We start from the raw sequence: 14950 nt of genomic DNA, 5'->3' as shown, positions 1-14950 counted from the left end.
TAGATGAAAAACTAGACGAATTTACATTGTAAAAGATAGACAAATTAGAACGAATAATAGAGTTACTTCGGTGGCTCTATTTTTTTGACTACTCTCTAATGCTTTCGACCTCTTATTGATCGATATTCAAAAGCTCCAAAAGCTCCAAAAGCTCCAGAGACTCTTGATGAACATTCGGCTCCATCTTCTCAAACTGCTTGTGTCCGTTCTGCATGTCTTTTTCCATCACACGGATCCAACGTTCTTTCTCACCATACCAACGGTAAACATTTAACTGAATGGCAGTGAGGCAGAAGTAGCCCCGCTCGTTCATAGCAAAGAATGGTGGTGCGAGAGATATTGTAGACTTTGGCAATTTGAGCCACTGTGAGTCCGTTTAACTTGATTGAAGTGTATAGGGCATCGTCCACGAAGCTGATCATTGAGATTGTTGAAGTCAAATTTCTAGACTCGGAATATTTCAGTTTGCGTAGGGATACATTAGAGTTGCTAAGGGGAACCGAGTAAACGAGTAGGAAGGTGACAGTGTCTCAAGCAATCCCGAATATTGGCTTTAACCACGAGAAAACAGCGCAGGCTGAGTTGGAGTTGATTCCGCTGTCTCGACTCTATTCAGAAAGAAACATTAACCACGACCCTCGACTGCCACATCGTGTTAGCTTCTTCTTGATTCTGTTTATCGAGCAAGGATCTGGTACGCACATGGTCGACTTCCAGGACTATCCTTTTAGCCAAGGGAGCGTATTGTTCATTCAAAGAGAGCAAGTGCACGCTTTTGATTTTAGTAATGAGCCACAAGGTACTGCCGTTGTGTTTACTCAGGCATTCCTCGACAGTATTCACGCCAACATGCGCTTGCCAAACTACACACCAACTCACTTGAACAAGGCACACTCTGCGTTACTGTCATTAGATGAACTTCACCAAGATCGAACGCAGAGCCTGCTGCAACAAATTACGACTGAACTGAATCAAAAAGATTCTGATCCCTTGATCGTGATGTACCTTTTCTCGGCATTAGCGCTGGTTCTTCATCGTCTACGACCTGAAGTAAAGCAAGATGCCTTGAGCCTGCAACAGAATATTAAGTTCGCTCGCTACTTTGAGCTTCTTCAAAATAACTATCTACGTGTTCGTGACGCAAACTGGTATGCGAATCAAATTAACACGACCTACAAGACGCTGAATCAAGTGTGCAAGGTTGCAACCGGGCTAACCGCAAAACAGATCATTGATTCTTTTACCGTGTTAGAGATGAAGCGCCAGTTAGTTATTACCAATATTACCTCACAAAAAATGGCGTCTGATTTTGGGTTTGAAGATGCGAGTAACTTCGTAAAGTATTTTAAAAATCATACTCAAATGACCCCTAGTGAATTTCAAAAGAAGTATTCAAAGCCATCCCTTTCTGAATAGCGACTGAGTGTTCATTGATAACTCAAGGTTCGATATCTACCATTTTTCTGCCTAAATACACTCTGCCGCGAGCTTCTCTTGTTGATTAATATAGTTTCCAAGCCAACGAGAGGACTCAATAATGAAAACAATAACTAACGCATTCCAAGCAACAACATTTAAAGCCGCTGAATCCAAAACGAATAAATTCAACTCAACACTATTAATGGCAAGCGTACTCGCAGCCTCTGTTGTGACTGGAACGGTTTCGGCTCAAGAGTTGTCTATTCAAGAGAAAGGCGTGGCGGTCATTTCAAGCATTGAAACAGGCGATGCGCAAGCAGTGAGCTACATTAACCCTGAAAAGTACATTCAACATAACCTAGCGGTAGGCGATGGCTTAGCGGGCTTTGGTGAAGTGCTACAAATGCTCCCTGAAGGTTCTGCGAAAGCGCAAGTTAAGCGCTCATTTCAAGATGGTGACTTCGTCGTAACGCACACTGAATACAACTTCTTCGGCCCCAAAGTTGGCTTCGATGTGTTCCGCTTTGAAGATGGACAGATAGTTGAGCATTGGGACAACCTGCAAGAATTTGCCAAGCCAAACGCAAGTGGACGAACTCAATTAGATGGCGCGACTAAAGTCGTCGATCTCGATCAAACGGACAAAAATAAGCAGTTGGTCAGTGGTTTCGTTAAAGACATCCTGATCGGCGGTGATATGGCGAAGATTAATAACTATATCGATAATGAAGACAGTGCTTACTTACAGCACAACCCAGGAGTGGCTGATGGTTTAAGCGGTTTGGGAGAGGCCTTGGGCGCATTAGCGGAAGCCGGTATGCCAATGGTTTATACCGCCAACCATAAGATATTGGGCCAAGGTAACTTTGTGTTATCTATCAGCGAAGGCCAGTTCATGAACAACCATGTCGCATTTTATGATCTATTCCGCGTTGATAACGGCAAAATTGTTGAGCACTGGGACACTATTGAAACGATCCCTGCTCGCTCAGAGTGGAAAAATGAGAATGGTAAATTTGGCTTTTAAATTTGAGTTAAATGGAGCCTGAAATGCTTTTTAAAGCGGTGCTTTCATAGAGGAAGTACCGCTTTATTATTTATAAATTTGTAGGGGAATTCAGGCGAGGTACTGTCGTTAAGGGGTTTTACAATGTAAATCGAAACGGTGTGATCGTGGGTAATAAAGGAAAGTGGAGGGATCTTGAAGGCGCTTGAGATCTAAAATGGGAGAGAAAAATGGCTATTTTTTGAACTTAGCGCTCACTTTTGTAATTAGCTCGATGAATTGTTGAACTGAATTGTACATGATGTGTCAATTGTCAGTAACCATTAAAGACCTATAGGACAAAGGTATGCCTGATCTCTATTGCAAAGGATGTAAAAAAACAACACTACATAAGTCTATAATGAAACGTTGTGAATCAGAGCCTGAGACAACATCTGGCCGCATGATGCAATGGACGTCAAAGCTATTTAGTGGAAACCTGTATTACGATATGGAAACACAACACTTTTGCCGAACGTGTAATTGTCGTTGTGAAACGGGAAGTCATGTTCCCCAAGTTGGTTTGGCTTAGTTTATAGTAAGTGCTTACTAACTTAGATCGAAAAAACCTCCGCTCGGGAGGTTTTTGCATTTCTATGCGGCTTTTAGTGCAAGCTCGGTTTCAATGGCATTGCCATCAATTTTTACTTCCCATCCATAGTTTGAGTACTCATTTGCTAGTGCTTGAGCAACATCTTTTGAAACCGTTACGTGTGTCCATGAGCCAATACTGTATGGCTTGTATGCGAGTTCTTGCGTTTTCATAATAGAGTTATCCTTTCTCTTTGAAGATTCTATTATTCACTTTGGCCTATATCCTTTCTTTCGTTTCTAGCTCAACTTATTTGTTTTTAAGGTCATTTCTATAATAATTTGTTAATGGTCGACAACTGATTTATAAGGGTTGTTATGGGTTGGTATTTATTTATATTTATCGCGAATGGTAATGGTGTGTTTAGTTTTTTAAATGTGTGAACGGGGTTTTGCCTGATTGTTCTCACTATGGAATATACTGAGCCGAATTTAGAATGTTTAAGGAATGTTATGTCTCAGCATCAACTCGATCGTATCGATAAAGAGATACTAAGAATTCTGCATATGAAAGGGCGTTTGCCAGTTGTTGAATTGGCAAAACAGGTCAATCTAACCACATCTCCTTGCTCTGATAGACTGAAACGATTAGAGAAAGAAGGTTACATTACTGGTTATCATGCTGAGTTGTGTTCGGAAAAGTTGGGACTCGATGTACAAGTCTTTATCCATATTCGCCTCGACCAGACCAGCTTTTCCATTTTTGATAAATTTGCCCAAGCGGTTGAACTGATGCCTGAGGTGGAAGAGTGCTATTCGTTGTCTGGTGATTTTGACACCATGATTAAGGTGCGAGTAAAAGACATGAAAGCGTACCAAGCGTTTATGGCGACTAAGCTGGGGACGTTACCCGGAGTGATTCAGACTCGTAGTGAAGTAGTGATTGAAGAACATAAGAAAGGCTTTGGTGTAAACCCTGAGTTGTTAGCAACTTTAAAGTAAAGCAGATTTTTAGTTGTTTCTAAGCTACTTGTTAGCTGTAACGAACGCTGACCAGACACAAAAAATGGAAGCTAATGAGCTTCCATTTTTATTGGGTGCCAGATACGCCGAAAATAAGATAAAGTTAGAACGGATGGCAGCTTACAGTGTGATTGCCGCGGAAATTAAACCGATAACACCACCGAACACCCCACCCCAAACGACTAGCCAACCAAGGTGCTTCTTGATCATGGTTTGAACCATTTCTTTAACGAGTTTTGGTGTCAGTTCATTCAAACGTTGATCGATGATCGCTTCAATGTTCTCTTTGATTTCATCCATCATTGCGGGTGATTCAAGTTCTTCCTTGATGGCATTTTTTACAGAGTCACTCTTACTAATTTCAATCACAGACTCTTGCATTTTCTCAACAAATGGCGCTTTCATCGGTTGTAGTGCTTCTGTACCACCCACCATTGCTAACATGCCACCAAACTGTGAGTTCTCGATAACATGCACCAGTGAATCGAATGCAGGGTTAAAGTCGATCTTCTTAATCACGGGTTCTAGATTCAGCGACTTTCCGGTCATCTCACTGCTTAGGAAGCGGTCGATGTTACCTTCAGTAAAAAATTGTTCCATCATCAGTTGTTTGATTGCTGCTTTGAACTCTTCAAAGCGTGCTGGAATAACACCAGAACCATATAGGCCAGGTACTTTCTCGAACAACATGTGAATCGCAAGCCAATTGGTGATGGCACCAGAAAATGCGAATAGACCTGCGTAAAGCAAGTATTGGTTTGCTGTCGCATAGCCAGCAGCAAGCAGTGCTAAGGCTATTACGTTAGTTAAGACACTTTTGTTCATGGTTGATCTCTAGAAAGAATACTGCGCGCATTTTAAGAAAAAAACGCCAAGAAAAAAACAAAAGGATCGATGAAGTTTATTCGATAGGCAGGAAAGGGTGCTAAATAGCAGGCATAAAAAAGGCTAGCCTCCCCCCGAAGTCTAGCCTTATTCCAGAACGCGCAAGCGAAGCGTCTTTGTCCCGTTAATAGTATTATATAATTACGACATAACATTCTGCTACGTGTAATTTACCGTTAATTAACAAATTGGTGTGAAACACGCCGCACTTTTAAAGTAGCACATGCATTAGGTGTTGGTTGCCTGCTCAAGTTCATCTGCGATGAAGCCACCCGTTTGATGATTCCATAATTGAGCATAAATGCCTTTTTGTTGGATCAACTCTTGGTGCGTCCCTTCTTCTACGATATTACCTGCATCAAGTACGATCAGGCGATCCATAGCAGCAATCGTCGATAAACGGTGTGCAATTGCAATAACCGTTTTACCTTCCATCAACTCTATTAAACTTTCCTGAATAGCCGCTTCAACTTCTGAATCGAGTGCTGATGTTGCTTCATCTAAAACTAACAGCGGTGCGTTCTTTAGAAGTACACGAGAGATAGCTACACGTTGGCGCTGACCACCCGAAAGCTTAACGCCTCGTTCACCAACTTGAGCATCGTAGCCAATATTGCCGAACGGGTCAGTGAGCGTTTCGATGAACTCATGTGCGTGCGCTTGTTTAGTCGCTGCATACACATCTTTATCTGATGCCTCAGGACGGCCATAAAGAATGTTTTCTTTGATCGAACGGTGCAGCAGTGAGGTATCTTGAGTCACCATGCCAATGTTGCTACGCAACGAGTCTTGTGTGACCGAAGAGATCTCTTGGCCATCAATCAAGATGCGGCCACTTTCTACATCATGGAAACGCAGTAGCAAGTTAACTAAAGTCGATTTTCCCGCTCCTGAACGGCCAACCAAGCCGACTTTTTCACCCGGTTTGATGTTGAGGTTTAGGTTATTAATCACACCCTTATTCTCGCCGTAGTTAAAGCTCACGTTATCGAAGTTGATGCCACCCTGTGGCACATCCAAAGGCTTAGCGTCTTTTTTGTCTTCAATAGCGATAGGCTTAGATAGCGTTTTAATGCCATCAATCACTGTACCTAGGTTTTCAAACAAGCCACCAATTTCCCACATGATCCATTTTGACATACCGTTAATACGCAAAGCCAAGCTGACGGCAATCGCAATCGCACCCACGGTGATCGCGTTATCTAACCATAGGTAAATAGAAATACCGGCAATGCTGAACACTAATAAGTAGTTAGCGAATTCAACACAGATATTGAAACCGGTCACTAAGCGCATTTGGCGATGTACAGTATCCAAAAAACCTTCCATGCCTTCTTCTGCGTATTCAGTTTCTCTTTTGCTATGCGAGAACAGCTTTACGGTTGCGATATTGGTGTAGCTATCAACAATACGACCTGTCATTAGCGAGCGCGCGTCAGCTTGCTCTGAAGAAACATCTTTAAGTTTGGGTACAAAGTGCAGTTGGATACCGACGTAAATGAACAGCCACACCAACATTGGAGCCATTAAGCGCCAGTCTGATTCCGCGAGCATGAACAACATCGCAGTAAAATATACGGTGACGTACACGAACACATCGACCATTTTGGTCACGGTTTCACGCACCGCAAGTGAGGTTTGCATCACTTTGGTCGCGACACGTCCTGCAAAATCATCTTGATAGAACGACAGGCTCTGCTTCAAAAGGTAACGGTGGGCTAACCAACGGATAGACATTGGGTAGTTGCCGAGTAAAGTTTGATGAAGCAATAGTGAGTAAGCACTGATCAATATTGGCATCACGACCAGAAGTAAAACGCCCAACCCCATCAGCGTAGATTTGTTGTCCGCTAGGAAGGTTTCTGGATTACTTGTTGATAGCCAATCAACCAGTTGTCCCATGTAACCAAATAGCGCGACTTCGATGATCGCGATGGTCATGCTCATCAGTCCGAGCACGATTAACGGTTTTTCAAAGCCTCGAGTGTAATGGCGACAGAACGCCAGTATCCCAGTAGGAGGTTGTATCGGCTCTCCCTTTGGAAAGGCTTCGGTAAAGCCTTCAAATTTCTTGTACATAGATTTCCCTTTATAAGCTGCTGCATCTATGAGTTAGTGCATCGTAAGCGCAGCTTTGTTTTTATAAATTCGGTTTGAAATTTTATCGGTGTTAATGAGTTCTTATAAGCATTAAGTCATTCGATGGATTTTTTGTTTTAACTTTTAGTTAAGCGACGCAGGAAAGGTTCAAAGAGTGTCTTTCATGACGTTCATTTTAGATTGAATTGGACTGGAAAAGTTAGGCTTATTTCAAACGTAATTGATGGTTATGCAACGGTGATAATCCTAACGTTAAATGGATTAAATTGTAACCTAAACTCGCTGTTAGCTAGAGAATGAAGGCAGGATATTTATGCGGCAATTTCCTTAACTAATATGCAAACAGTTGGTTCTTTCTGATGCGCTGTTATCTTGCAGTAAAAATTACCGATTAAACTGATTTTTGCAGTAATTGTTTGGGATAAATATTCAAATCATTATTATTTTCAGTGAATCTTGTCGTAACAAGTTGTTTACAATTCTGAGGTAAATAAAAGATAGGGACGATTGAGATGTTAAACCTACACAAGAAATCACTTCACATTACTAATGTTCAAAACGCTAATTGCGTTGTTATGGTGCCACCAAAAGAATTTCGTTTTAACGAAGAAACTGCGCGTGATAACGAGTTTCAACACCGAGTGGATTTAACCGAAGCTGAGGTGAAGCTAGAGACGATGGCCGAATTTAAAGCCATGGTCGCTTCATTGCGCAAAGAAGGTGTGCAAGTTGTAGAGTTTGATTACCCTGAATTGGGCGTAGAAACCCCTGATGCGGTTTTTCCCAATAACTGGTTCAGCACTTGCAGTGACGGTAGTTTATTTACCTTCCCTATGGCGTGTGAGAACCGCCAACATGAAGTTAAGCCACATGCTCTTATGGAAGCGTTAGAAGCCTCTGGTCGCATTGTTAATCACAATGAGTCGTTAGAGTCTTATGTTGCTCAAGGCTCTTATTTGGAGAGCACAGGCGTCATGGTTATCGACCATATCAATAAGACGATCTATGCGGCGCTTTCTCAACGTTGTGACCGTGAAGTGCTAGAAGATTATGCAAAGCGCATAGGCTATTCTCGAGTTGTCTCTTTTCAAACGGCATTACCATCGGGTCAGCCGATTTATCACACCAATGTGATGATGGCGATTGGTGATAACTTCTGCGTGATTTGTGATGAAGTAATTCCTGAGTTTGAGCGTCGCTTTGTCGTAAAGTCTCTTGCAAAGGATAAGCAGGTTATCTCGATCTCAATCGATCAGATGAACCGCTTCTGTGGCAACATCCTGCAACTGGAAACGGTGAATGGCGACAAGGTGATCGCAATGTCTCAATCGGCTTACGATGCGTTCTCTCCAGCCCAGTTAGCTCAGCTTTCGACACATGGAAAGCTGCTCCCGTTTAACGTGAAAACGATCGAAGACATCGGTGGTGGTTCGGTACGATGCATGTTGGGTGAGGTGTTCTTGCCAACACGAGTCAATCTTTTGTAGTTGGCTACTGGTTTCCAGTAATGAATCTCTAAATACCACTCTATCTGTAGGGTGGTATTTTTGTTTTAGAAGAGAGTGTATTTAGTTTTAGGCTGTTGGCCTCTTTAGCTATAAGAACATAAGAACATAAGAACATAAGAATATAAGAACACGAAAATCAGGTAATCAGGCGGCTTTGAAAGCTCTATGTTCGATGAACTGGGCTGAGAGAGTGACCACTTCTTTCGAATATACGAGCGCTGTGTGGTTGAGTTTGAGAGCACAAGTGTCTGTAGCGCCTCTCAGGTTCGCATCTTCTAGTGTGACCGTGCCATCGCCTGGATTCTTGCCCAATACAATGCGTCCGACTCCCGCGTCGTAGGTGCCAGTGATTACACCAATCGGCACGTCGATATCATAGTCACCTAAGCCATCACTTAAGATCATTTTGCTCGAACCAAATATAAACCCAAGCCCATGGTTAGAAAGCGTTTTAGCGATGGTTGCCCCATTGTGAGGTGTACCAGCGGTAATAATGCAGGTGTCTGCAAAGTTGGGTTGGTAGAATTTAAAGTAATGACGAATCAATAAGCCACCGAGTGAATGGCCAAAGAAGTAGACTTCATCATGCTCATCAAACCGAGCATTTATAAAGCGATTAAGGCGCTTTGCAGCAGAGGGGAAACGCAGAGAGTTGTAGGCAAATTTGTGCGTTGTAAAGCCACGCTTTTTGAAGTTCCTATCCAGATACTGCATGATCAACGCAGGCATATATAGACCATGAATTAAAACTATATGTTTGTTTTTATTATTCATTTTTATCCTCCGTATGATGGTATCTCCAGTATATTTAGTCGCAAATCTAAACTCAATAAAACTTGCTACTAATGGGACACAAAAGACAGAGATGTACGTTATAGACAGAGTGCTCGTTATAGATAAAGAGTGGTTACTCTGATCTCACGCCACCATACACATCAATGGTTAAGCCGCCTTGTTTAGCGTAATTATTGGGTGTTAGACCGATGGTTTTCTTAAGGTAGCGAATCAGGTGTGGCTGGTCGCTAAACCCAAACTGATAGGCGACGTCTATCCAATTAATGTCATCAAGATTTCGCTTATACAAGTATTCCAACATTGATTCGAGTTTGTTCATCGATTGGCACTGTTTTAGTGTCAGTCCTGTTACCTTGTTGAAGCTTCTTTCTAAAGTGCGTTGCGAGCAGAACAGTGTGTCGCCGAGCTCTGCAATCGGTGTAGTGCCAAGCACTCCTAATACCTTGTGCGTGAGTTGACTGTGCCTATCGGATTTACCTGTCGATAGCCAAGGCAGCAGCAAATCATCTAATTGCTGACAACAGGCTTCAATATCGGTTTGAGCAAGCTTAATCAATGATATAGCATCGGCATTTGGGTTGTTTAGCAAACCTGCGAGATTGATTGGACTAACCTTGTCCAAGCTAGGGTGAGGGGAATCTGGGATAACCAGAGAGTACAGTGCGCCCACATGGAACTTGATGCCTAAATGAATAAACGGCTTCGAGTGATCCAATTCGATGGCTTTATGGTGTGGCAGCAGCAGATGGCAACCAAAGCCTTGATCGACCTGTTGCTCAATCGTGTAGTGATATGCCTGCTCGCTTGGCGGTGCCGATGGATCGGGATTGAGTATCGGAAATTGATGAGTTTGAGCGTCGGGCGTCTTTTCAATCAGCCAGTAGCAATCAATGAACTGAGCAACTACAGGGGATTTTGGAGACTGTAACCAATTGATCATTAGACCTTCTGTTTCAGAGGATTATCACTCACAACTATATGTGGATATCGTTGGAGGTGACAGTTTTTAAGAGCATCTATTATCAGAACTGAACCTTCAGCTTAGTTCTGATATTTAGCCAATATCAAGGCTAAGCTATTTCTTTAACTCGCTAAAATCAAACTGTAAGATGCGATGCTTTGATGATAACCCCGCGCGTGTAATGGCCTTTTGTGCGCCAATATTACTGCTTTCCGTAGAGCAAATAGCTTCTAACCCTTGGCTATTAGCGTGTTGCTTTAGAAAGTGAATAACACGCGTTGCTAAGCCTTTACCGCGTTCTTCTTGTGCGACAATCATACCTAGGTCGGCAAACTGTGTTTGATGCTCATCGAACTTACGGCACTCTCCAGTAGCGAGAATGTCGTCACTTTCCCAGTAGCCCCATAGCTCTTGGCGGGCAATCAAATTACCGTAGTAACCGGTGAGCCACTCTTTTGGCGCGCCAATCGCTGCTGAAGCAAACTCAACTAGTTGATCGAGTTGCTCTTGTGTTGCGAGGCTCATCTCTATCTCTTCAATGCGGTCTGAATCACAATCAGATCTGGCTTGAGAGTTTTGGCGGTACATCATCGCATTCACTTTAAATGACTCTGTGTTGTCGACACACAGTGATAAATATTGTGGTTCAGCGGTGCTCACGAATGCGCCTTTCATTTCACTAATAACAGAACTGTTATTTTCTACGATTAGGGCGAATAAATCTTCAATATTGTGGTTTGCTGTTGGTGCTAGGAAAAACTGAAGCAAGTAGCCTTCACCATTGACCGCACAGTAGCCCACAAGTGAGTTGTTTTCGTAAAAGCCGTAATGATCAGACATAGGAACAAAACCAAAGTGCCACATACCATCGAGTGGTGCTGTTGATTCAGTAAAGTAAGCGGTTTTAAGTTCGCTTAAGTCGCTAAGTGATGAGATTTTTTTGATACGTAACATCGTTTGAATTCCTGTTGTTTCGATTCGGTAGAGTGCGTGGCTGCGGTCTGGTTCTCAGGTACGTCGATAGACGATGAGATCAGTTGATTCGCTGAGCCACGTTTCAATGACAGCAATTGTAGGCGACTGGTTGAGGCAGGTATTGAATAAAAACGACAGTTTTGAAAGGTGTGTGGGTGTTAACAGAAGAGCTGATGTTAATTGAAAGAGGGCAAGATATTTTGCCCTCTGCTGAACTTATTGATTGGGACGTTGAATAGGGCGCATTACTTTCCTGAGTCTTCAGCTTTGATGAGTTTTGTATCGACAGTTTCACTCTTTAACTCAGGATCAACTAATACCTTTATCACGCCTTTTTGTAGGATCAGGTTATTAGGGTAGGTGATGATGTTGCCCGAACTGTGTCGAAGAATAACGTGGAACATGGTGATATCGATGATCACACCGCTGATGTCTTCGTCTTTCTCCGCGACTCTTACTCTGTCACCAATGCGATAAGGGAATACGAAAAATATTAGTACGCTGGCTGTGAGGTTACTTAGAATCGACCATTGCGCGAATAAAGCGACACCCAACACCGCGAATATGGATGACAAGAACAGCGAAATATCACCAAAGCCCAAGTTAAGAACAATCGTAAACACAGCGATGAAGAGTAGAAATAGAACGATATTGAAACACTTAATCACGAACTGCTTCCGCTTCAACTCGACCCGCTTATTTTCCGCTAATGTTTCTATCCAGTTCTTCCCCAAGCGTTTTATCACCCAATACACAACGATAAGCAGTAAACCTAAACCCACTTGTTTAAGCCACATATTGGATTGCAAAAACTCAACCATTAAATAAACCTCAATTTTTTCAAAATAATGACTTCAATCGCCACGACCGCGAGCAGTCCAACACAAAATAGTGGAAACGCCATGGGGTTGTCTGTTCCTGGGATACCAGCAATATTGACCCCGAGTAAACCGGTGAAAAACCCAGCAGGGAGGAAAATACCCGCAATAATAGAAAATAGGTACGTATTTCTATTCATTTTCTCAGCTTGCTGCTGACTTCGACTGGCCAAAAATACATTAATTTGATCGATATAAAACTCAACCGACTCGTTAATCCTGAGTATGGTATCAAGGCTGTTCTTTATATGACTGTTGTGCTTACTCAATGGAGCTGGCAGTTCACTCATTAAATCCTCAAAAACGTATTTCTGTGGCTTCAAATAGCGCCTTAGTCTAAGTAGCCTTGAATGCAGAGCATTGATGGACTTAATATCGATATGAGATTCAGACTCTAGCTCATCAATCAGTTGTTCGACGGGAGTCAAGAAGCTTGATATGTAATGGTTAATTCCACGGATCATTCCCAGTAAGACATCAGGTAATGATGTTGGACCTTGGTTTTGTTTTAGATCGGATATTAGATTACTGACCGCTTTCGAAGGAACTTTACGTGTCGATATTAAAGTGCCTTTGTACCATAAGATGCGTAAGCTCAACATATCGTCAGGGTTCGCACCTTCGTTTAGGTTAATGCCTCGCAAGATCATCAAAAAGCAGTCGTGACCAAACTGCTCAAATCGAGGACGAGTGTCGTCTGTGAGTAATGAATCGATGATGGCATTTGGAACCGTATTACTGTGGAGCCATTCTCTCAAACCGTCAGCATCTCTTTGGCAGTGGTACCAAGTTGATTGCTCGAATGGGGCTGGGCTGGTGGTGTGTTCATGTGCCACACCCTCAGAAAATTGCCAGCTTGAAATTATGAAAGCGTCCATTCATTTGTCCTTAATGATATGACGTAAACATTGATATTGCGGCGCCATTCAGGTGCCGTATTGAACTGAGCTTAATCGTGGTAAGTTCAATGAGCGATGTGAGTGAGATAAAGTCTAATAAGACAGGTTGGTCTTTGGAGCACGACTGACTCTTCCATTATTGTCTCTGTTAAATGTAGCTCATTGTTTCGTCGTTATAAATTAACACTCTGGATCCATGTTAGCGACGAAAAAAAAGAAAAGACCGAGGCCTTTTCTTTTTAGAGGTGATGAATTAATTGGTTAAGGCAAGAGGAGCTTACCCGTTACTCATTCAAGTTTAAATTCAAGTTCGCACTTAAGTTCAAGAAAAAAGCACTACCGACATGGTGCGAAGATATCTTGTTCCTCTCGGTATTCTTTGGTTTGCACGTCCATCAAGCCAAGCAAGGAATCGAACAGGTTGTTTCGGAAAAGCTTAGCGCTTTGACCTAGCTCTATAGCGGTAAAATATCCCCAAATTATTCAAAAATTTTCATTACCGACTTAGGTTTGATTCTGTCTAACATGGTTTAAATACGCATTATTTATCAGTTATGAGAAGCAGGAGTTTTAAACTATGCTCACCAAGACAAGTCATCAATTAACGACACTAAAAGCTGATTTGGCAAAGACAATACAAGACCTAAACAGCGCAAAACAACCTCTTACTTCGCTCAATCAAAATATTCGATCAGTTGAGCAAGACTTAAAGAGTGCTATCCACCTAAAGAAAAATTATGTTTCAAGGCCTTATGCGGTAGCTTCCGACATAAAAAACTTCGAGGGGACTGTACGACTTAAAGAGGTTAAAAAGGTCAGTGGGAGTTTAGGGGAGAAAGTCATAGTAAACTAAAGTGCTTTGGAAACCTTCACGTAGGGCGGCATAAGAAAGAAGTTGCGGCGGCAAGAGCTGTGATCAACCCCGTGTTTTCTGGCGCGAATCTAAAGGAACCTAAAGCGATAGACTCGTCTAAACTTAATGATTATATACAACTACGTGAGAATACTATTTCTGCACTTAATTCTAGTGTAAATGATTCTAGGGTGGAGCGTGAAAAAATAAAACGACTCATTAATGAAGTTGATAATCAAATATCCAAGTTAGAGAGAAAACAAAAAGCGACCCAGGATAAAATAAAGAGCACCCGCGATGGGCTAGTTGCTATTTACAGTACTAATCATGGTGCGAAAGGAATAAACAATAGAGTTAGGCATGACTACGGCTGTGTACTAAAGACAGAATCTTCAGCTTCAATTCGCCAAGGTGCGAGTATTGAATGGAACCGTGCACACAAAGACTCGCCGTTTATTATGTCTTCAAAAGAGGACCTGGATAACGCCGTTAAAGCTCTGAATAATGGAGCAAAAGAAGCTGTTGAGTTTATGTTTGATGGCCAGAAAAAAGACACTTTTGGGATACAGTATCGAGGCTCGATGTTTAAACCTCAAGAGGGAGTTGGAGCATTAAAACAAGGGGACCGTTTTCAAATTGGTTTCATCATGTCATGCGATACAAACGAAAAAATGGCTAATAAATACGCATCAAGAAAATACCATTCAGACTCCGACACTGCTAATAGAGGTCAACAACCGGCTGTATATATTATCGAGGGAACTCCATTTAACATTGGAGCCGGTGATACCGGAGAGAATGAGAGAAACTATAAACCTGGTAGCCAATTCGTAGTTCGAAGTGTGGTAAAGAGAGGTGAGACTACTTACTTTAAATTGAAGGAAGCTAGACCTATACCTGTAAAAGACGTGAATCACACGGTATACCGCTGATTAAACGACCACTCCAGAGCGGCTTTGTTGCGTAATTAAATTTAGAGATAGAGCCACCCCGTTTCGCGTATTTCTTAGTCAATACGACAAGTTTCAGGCATACCTAACCCAATAAGCTTGTTCAACGCTTTTATCATCGCGTAAGT

14 protein-coding genes and 1 pseudogene are annotated in these 14950 nt (G+C 42.2%); 6 read left to right on the top strand and 9 right to left on the bottom strand.

What is annotated here, in order from left to right; translation table 11 throughout:
• Nucleotides 1-112: 112 nt before the first annotated feature.
• Nucleotides 113-422: pseudogene (locus AACW75_RS17190) on the bottom strand (hypothetical protein).
• 103 nt (nt 423-525) lie between these two features.
• Here AACW75_RS17190 and AACW75_RS17185 point away from each other — a divergent pair.
• The gene (locus AACW75_RS17185) at nt 526-1416 is read left to right on the top strand and encodes a helix-turn-helix domain-containing protein (RefSeq protein WP_017075642.1); all 891 of its coding nucleotides are present in this window, start codon (nt 526-528) and stop codon (nt 1414-1416) included.
• A 205-nt stretch (nt 1417-1621) separates the two neighbouring features.
• On the top strand, nt 1622-2446 hold the full coding sequence (locus tag AACW75_RS17180) for a nuclear transport factor 2 family protein (protein ID WP_237297882.1): 825 nt from the start codon (nt 1622-1624) through the stop codon (nt 2444-2446).
• A gap of 612 nt (nt 2447-3058) precedes the next feature.
• Here the strand turns inward: AACW75_RS17180 and AACW75_RS17170 are convergent.
• Nucleotides 3059-3229: a hypothetical protein gene (locus AACW75_RS17170; RefSeq protein WP_017075644.1), complete on the bottom strand. Its 171-nt coding sequence runs from the start codon at nt 3227-3229 to the stop codon at nt 3059-3061.
• A gap of 279 nt (nt 3230-3508) precedes the next feature.
• Between AACW75_RS17170 and AACW75_RS17165 the strand changes: the two genes are divergently transcribed.
• The gene (locus AACW75_RS17165; RefSeq protein WP_017075645.1) at nt 3509-3997 is read left to right on the top strand and encodes an Lrp/AsnC family transcriptional regulator; all 489 of its coding nucleotides are present in this window, start codon (nt 3509-3511) and stop codon (nt 3995-3997) included.
• 141 nt (nt 3998-4138) lie between these two features.
• On the opposite strand, the gene AACW75_RS17160 is transcribed toward AACW75_RS17165, so the two are convergent.
• The gene (locus tag AACW75_RS17160; RefSeq protein WP_135454119.1) at nt 4139-4843 is read right to left on the bottom strand and encodes a DUF445 family protein; all 705 of its coding nucleotides are present in this window, start codon (nt 4841-4843) and stop codon (nt 4139-4141) included.
• 288 nt (nt 4844-5131) lie between these two features.
• Nucleotides 5132-6982 (bottom strand): ABC transporter ATP-binding protein, encoded by a 1851-nt coding sequence (locus tag AACW75_RS17155; RefSeq protein ID WP_145569569.1) that lies wholly within the window; start codon nt 6980-6982, stop codon nt 5132-5134.
• Between the two features lie 533 nt (nt 6983-7515).
• Here AACW75_RS17155 and AACW75_RS17150 point away from each other — a divergent pair.
• The gene (locus AACW75_RS17150; protein WP_145563405.1) at nt 7516-8490 is read left to right on the top strand and encodes an arginine deiminase-related protein; all 975 of its coding nucleotides are present in this window, start codon (nt 7516-7518) and stop codon (nt 8488-8490) included.
• Nucleotides 8491-8655: 165 nt separating this feature from the next.
• Here AACW75_RS17150 and AACW75_RS17145 read toward each other — a convergent pair whose 3' ends face one another.
• From AACW75_RS17145 to AACW75_RS17125, 5 genes are all read right to left on the bottom strand, one after another.
• The gene (locus tag AACW75_RS17145) at nt 8656-9285 is read right to left on the bottom strand and encodes an esterase/lipase family protein (RefSeq protein WP_010432104.1); all 630 of its coding nucleotides are present in this window, start codon (nt 9283-9285) and stop codon (nt 8656-8658) included.
• A gap of 133 nt (nt 9286-9418) precedes the next feature.
• The gene (locus AACW75_RS17140) at nt 9419-10246 is read right to left on the bottom strand and encodes a helix-turn-helix domain-containing protein (RefSeq protein WP_237297877.1); all 828 of its coding nucleotides are present in this window, start codon (nt 10244-10246) and stop codon (nt 9419-9421) included.
• A gap of 135 nt (nt 10247-10381) precedes the next feature.
• On the bottom strand, nt 10382-11221 hold the full coding sequence (locus AACW75_RS17135) for a GNAT family N-acetyltransferase (protein WP_237297876.1): 840 nt from the start codon (nt 11219-11221) through the stop codon (nt 10382-10384).
• 266 nt (nt 11222-11487) lie between these two features.
• Nucleotides 11488-12063, bottom strand: coding sequence for a mechanosensitive ion channel family protein (locus AACW75_RS17130; protein ID WP_102551883.1), 576 nt, complete (start codon nt 12061-12063; stop codon nt 11488-11490).
• Nucleotides 12063-12998: a CorA family divalent cation transporter gene (locus tag AACW75_RS17125; RefSeq protein WP_017075652.1), complete on the bottom strand. Its 936-nt coding sequence runs from the start codon at nt 12996-12998 to the stop codon at nt 12063-12065. Before AACW75_RS17125 ends, AACW75_RS17130 begins: the two co-directional genes overlap by 1 nt.
• A gap of 598 nt (nt 12999-13596) precedes the next feature.
• Between AACW75_RS17125 and AACW75_RS17120 the strand changes: the two genes are divergently transcribed.
• Together AACW75_RS17120 and AACW75_RS17115 are read left to right on the top strand one after the other, a co-directional pair.
• Nucleotides 13597-13872 carry a hypothetical protein gene (locus tag AACW75_RS17120; RefSeq protein ID WP_237297875.1) on the top strand — a complete coding sequence of 92 codons (276 nt, stop codon included), beginning with the start codon at nt 13597-13599 and terminating at the stop codon, nt 13870-13872.
• Between the two features lie 59 nt (nt 13873-13931).
• Nucleotides 13932-14804: a hypothetical protein gene (locus AACW75_RS17115; RefSeq protein ID WP_237297874.1), complete on the top strand. Its 873-nt coding sequence runs from the start codon at nt 13932-13934 to the stop codon at nt 14802-14804.
• Nucleotides 14805-14950 lie beyond the last annotated feature (146 nt).

The sequence above is a fragment of the Vibrio sp. L3-7 genome, from assembly GCF_963898195.1.
Lineage (GTDB): Bacteria > Pseudomonadota > Gammaproteobacteria > Enterobacterales > Vibrionaceae > Vibrio > Vibrio echinoideorum.
Note: the sequence above shows the minus strand (reverse complement) of the source record. Positions and strands in the feature narration are given on the sequence as shown.

Bases quoted from the DNA above. Each gene is read 5' to 3' on its own strand.
- AACW75_RS17180 (WP_237297882.1), top strand. From the start codon at position 1,622: ATGGCAAGCGTACTCGCAGCCTCTGTTGTGACTGGAACGGTTTCGGCT.
- AACW75_RS17170 (WP_017075644.1), bottom strand. From the start codon at position 3,229: ATGAAAACGCAAGAACTCGCATACAAGCCATACAGTATTGGCTCATGG.
- AACW75_RS17165 (WP_017075645.1), top strand. From the start codon at position 3,509: ATGTCTCAGCATCAACTCGATCGTATCGATAAAGAGATACTAAGAATT.
- AACW75_RS17160 (WP_135454119.1), bottom strand. From the start codon at position 4,843: ATGAACAAAAGTGTCTTAACTAACGTAATAGCCTTAGCACTGCTTGCT.
- AACW75_RS17155 (WP_145569569.1), bottom strand. From the start codon at position 6,982: ATGTACAAGAAATTTGAAGGCTTTACCGAAGCCTTTCCAAAGGGAGAG.
- AACW75_RS17150 (WP_145563405.1), top strand. From the start codon at position 7,516: ATGTTAAACCTACACAAGAAATCACTTCACATTACTAATGTTCAAAAC.
- AACW75_RS17145 (WP_010432104.1), bottom strand. From the start codon at position 9,285: ATGAATAATAAAAACAAACATATAGTTTTAATTCATGGTCTATATATG.
- AACW75_RS17140 (WP_237297877.1), bottom strand. From the start codon at position 10,246: ATGATCAATTGGTTACAGTCTCCAAAATCCCCTGTAGTTGCTCAGTTC.
- AACW75_RS17135 (WP_237297876.1), bottom strand. From the start codon at position 11,221: ATGTTACGTATCAAAAAAATCTCATCACTTAGCGACTTAAGCGAACTT.
- AACW75_RS17130 (WP_102551883.1), bottom strand. From the start codon at position 12,063: ATGGTTGAGTTTTTGCAATCCAATATGTGGCTTAAACAAGTGGGTTTA.
- AACW75_RS17125 (WP_017075652.1), bottom strand. From the start codon at position 12,998: ATGGACGCTTTCATAATTTCAAGCTGGCAATTTTCTGAGGGTGTGGCA.
- AACW75_RS17120 (WP_237297875.1), top strand. From the start codon at position 13,597: ATGCTCACCAAGACAAGTCATCAATTAACGACACTAAAAGCTGATTTG.